Source organism: Peterkaempfera griseoplana (genome assembly GCF_001418575.1).
GTDB classification, from domain to species: domain Bacteria; phylum Actinomycetota; class Actinomycetes; order Streptomycetales; family Streptomycetaceae; genus Peterkaempfera; species Peterkaempfera griseoplana.
Window position 1 is genome coordinate 1 of sequence record NZ_LIQR01000535.1, and the last position, 3,251, is coordinate 3,251.

General features: G+C 72.7%; 3 protein-coding genes. 2 read left to right on the plus strand and 1 reads right to left on the minus strand.

Annotated elements, in window-relative coordinates; all coding sequences use genetic code 11:
* Window positions 1-303 precede the first annotated feature (303 nt).
* Window positions 304-1,464, plus strand: coding sequence for a permease (locus tag AOK09_RS31960; protein WP_055590719.1), 1,161 nt, complete (start codon window positions 304-306; stop codon window positions 1,462-1,464).
* Window positions 1,465-1,736: 272 nt separating this feature from the next.
* Entirely contained in the window at window positions 1,737-1,943 is a 207-nt protein-coding gene (locus AOK09_RS31965) for a cold-shock protein (RefSeq protein ID WP_055590721.1), read from the plus strand.
* Window positions 1,944-2,112: 169 nt separating this feature from the next.
* On the opposite strand, the gene AOK09_RS31970 is transcribed toward AOK09_RS31965, so the two are convergent.
* Complete coding sequence (locus AOK09_RS31970; protein WP_055590720.1) at window positions 2,113-3,105, minus strand: alpha/beta hydrolase; 993 nt, start codon at window positions 3,103-3,105, stop codon at window positions 2,113-2,115.
* Window positions 3,106-3,251: the final 146 nt, after the last annotated feature.

Genomic DNA, 3,251 nt, shown 5'->3' on the forward strand with positions numbered 1-3,251 from the left:
GCCCACCGCCCCCGCCGGGGCCGGCCCGCCTCCTGCGGGGACGCCCGGCCCGTCGGACCTGACCGGCCGGGTCGGTCCGGCACGGCCGGACACCGTACCCCGGGGCGACGTCCGGTCCGGGGTACGGGCACTGAGGCCTCGCCGGGGTGCACACGAAGCACGGCCCTGCGGCCCCGCCGCCCCGGGGCCGCCCCGACACGCCGGGTCGCCCGGAGGCATACCCCCCAAGGGTGAATGCTGGTGTGATGCCACCTGACCGGCCGCTCGACCCGACCGGCCGCACACCGACACCCCGGGGGCCCCATGCACGCCGTCCGGCACGCACTGTCCATCACCGGGTCGATGACCTGGGAGATCACCTGGGCGCTGATCCTCGGCTTCCTGCTCTCCGCGATCGTGCAGGCGGTGGTGCGCAAGGCCACCGTCGTCAGGCTGCTGGGGGACGCCCGGCCCCGCACCCTGTCGGTCGCCGCGCTGCTCGGCTCGGCGTCCTCGTCGTGCTCGTACGCAGCCGTGGCCCTGGCCCGGTCGCTGTTCCGCAAGGGCGCGGACTTCACCGCGGCGATGGCCTTCGAGATCGCCTCCACCAATCTGGTCGTGGAACTCGGTGTGATCCTGGCGCTGCTCATGGGATGGCAGTTCACCGCGGCGGAGTTCGTCGGCGGCCCGGTGATGATCGCGGTGCTCGCGGTGCTGTTCCGCCTCCTGCTGGGCGACCCACTGGTACGGGAGGCGCGGACGCAGGCCGAGCGGGGGGCGGCCGGCTCGATGGAGGGGCACGCGGCGATGGACATGTCCATCCGCGGGGAGGGCTCCTTCGTACGCAGGCTGCTCTCCCGCCGGGGGTGGACCTCCGTGTCGCACGTCTTCGTGATGGAGTGGGCCGCCATCCTGCGGGACCTGGTGGTGGGTCTGCTGATCGCGGGTGCGATCGCCGCATGGGTGCCCGACTCGTTCTGGCGCACCTTCTTCTTCGAAGGACATCCGCTCGCCGCGAAGCTCTGGGGCCCGCTCGTCGGCCCGCTGGTCGCGGTGGCCTCCTTCGTCTGCTCGATCGGGAACGTACCGCTGGCGGTGGTGCTCTGGAAGGGCGGCATCAGCTTCGGCGGAGTGGTGGCGTTCATCTTCGCCGACCTGCTGATCCTGCCAATCCTGAACATCTACCGGAAGTACTACGGCCGGCGTATGACCGTCTTCCTCGCCGCGACCTTCTACGCGGCGATGGCGGCCGCCGGCTACGTCGTCGAGTTCTCCTTCGGAGCCCTGGGCCTGATCCCGGACCAGCGGACCGCGGAGATCCCCATGGGCGGCGTCAGCTGGAACTACACCACCTGGCTCAACATCGCCTTCCTCACCCTGGCCGCGGCCCTGGTGGTCCGTTTCGCCCGCACCGGCGGACCGGCCATGCTCCGCATGATGGGCGGCTCACCCGACCCCGGCCACAGCGGCGGCCACCACCACTGAGCACCGGCGGTTCCCCGGAGTCACCACCCGTCCGCCTGATTCGGGTCGCTGTGCCGCCGTCCGGATGATGTGCTGGGCGTGGCCCCTGACGGGGCCCGCGCGCAGTCGCGGGCCGTCGGTGGGCGTGCACCCGGAGGCCTCCGTCCGCCCGCGCTGGGCGGGTGTCCCGCGCTGGTGAGCGGAGCTCGGACGCGCTTCGGCGCCGAGGTCCGGCAGCGGTCTCCGGGATGCCGCCGTGGGTGGTCCCGGCGGCATGGGAAAGGAACGAAATGATGCCAACAGGCACCGTGAAGTGGTTCAACGGGGAAAAGGGCTTCGGCTTCATCCAGCAGGACGACGGCGGCCCGGACGTGTTCGTCCACTTCTCCGCCATCCAGAGCTCCGGCTTCCGGGCGCTGGACGAGGGCGAGAGGGTCGAGTACCAGGTCACCCAGGGGCCCAAGGGCCCGCAGGCGGAGACCGTCGTCCGCCTCCCCTGACCTTCCTCCCGGCCTGAGGGCCGGGGAGTCCCCGTCCGTTGGTGGACACCCGGCAAGGGTGTCCACCAACGCGGGGCCGGATCCGGCTGCGGCGTTCACCCGAGGGTCGCGGGCCGTGCGCAGCGGACCCGCCGGTCCGCTGCGCGGGCCGGCCCCGTACCGGCGGACGTCAGCGGGTGTCCACCGGCTGTGCGGTGTGCAGGGTGCTGTACAAGGTGCCGATGGCGAGGTGGCGGGCGAGGTTGGCGGCCCGGGTGTCCCGGAGGCTGTCCAGCATCAGGAAGTCGTGCACCATGCCCAGGACCCGCACCGCGGTGACGTTCACCCCCGCCTGGCGGAGCCTGGCGGCGTACGCCTCGCCCTCGTCCCGCAGCACGTCCGCCTCGTCGGTGATCACCAGGGTGGTGGGCAGCCCCCGGAGCTGCTCGGACGACGCCCGCAGCGGCGAGGCCCAGGCCTCCCGGCGCTGCCCGGGATCGGTGGTGTACTGGTCCCAGAACCAGGCCATGCCGTCGCGGGTGAGGTAGTAGCCGTCGGCGAACTGGTGGTACGAGGGGGTGTCCATCCCGGCGTCGGTCACCGGGTACAGCAGCACCTGCGAGCTGACCCGCACCCCGCCGCGCTCCTTGGCCATCAGTGCGAAGACGGCGGCCATGTTGCCGCCGACCGAGTCGCCGCAGACCGCCAGCCGGGAGCCGTCGAGGCCCTTCTCGGCCCCGTGTTCCATGATCCACTGACCCACCGCCCAGTTCTGCTCGATCTGGGTGGGGTACCGCGCCTCGGGAGCCCGGTCGTACACCGGGAAGACCAGTGCGGCCTCGGCGCCCACGGCCAGCTCGCACACCAGGCGGTCATGGGTGTTCTCGTCCCCGAACACCCAGCCCGCGCCGTGGATGTACAGCACCACCGGCAGCGTGCCGCGTGCGCCCTGCGGACGGATGATGCGCGTCCTGACCCGGCCGTGCCGGCCGGCGTCGACCTCCACCCACTCCTCGTCCACCTCCGGACGGCCCACCCCCTCCCCGCCCTGGAGACCGGCGAGGACGGACCTGCCCTCCTCGGGCGGCAGCTCGTAGATCCGGGGGTGCCCCGATGTGGCCTCCGCCAGCTCCTGCGCGGCGTCTTCCAGGACGGGATCGGGTGGCGGGGGAAGCTGGGGCATCGGGAGTCCTGTTCGCGTGGGCGGCTGTGGGTGATGAGGACGGCGCCGGGGGCGCACCTCCACGCTGGGCAACCCGGGGGCGATCCGCAACCGCCCGTACTCCGGCGGTGGGGGCCGTTGCGGTGGGGCTCCGTGCTGGACAGGGG

What these genes read in the sequence shown, in the direction of transcription:
- AOK09_RS31960 (WP_055590719.1), top strand. Translation starts at nt 304, where the DNA reads ATGCACGCCGTCCGGCACGCACTGTCCATCACCGGGTCGATGACCTGG.
- AOK09_RS31965 (WP_055590721.1), top strand. Translation starts at nt 1,737, where the DNA reads ATGCCAACAGGCACCGTGAAGTGGTTCAACGGGGAAAAGGGCTTCGGC.
- AOK09_RS31970 (WP_055590720.1), bottom strand. Translation starts at nt 3,105, where the DNA reads ATGCCCCAGCTTCCCCCGCCACCCGATCCCGTCCTGGAAGACGCCGCG.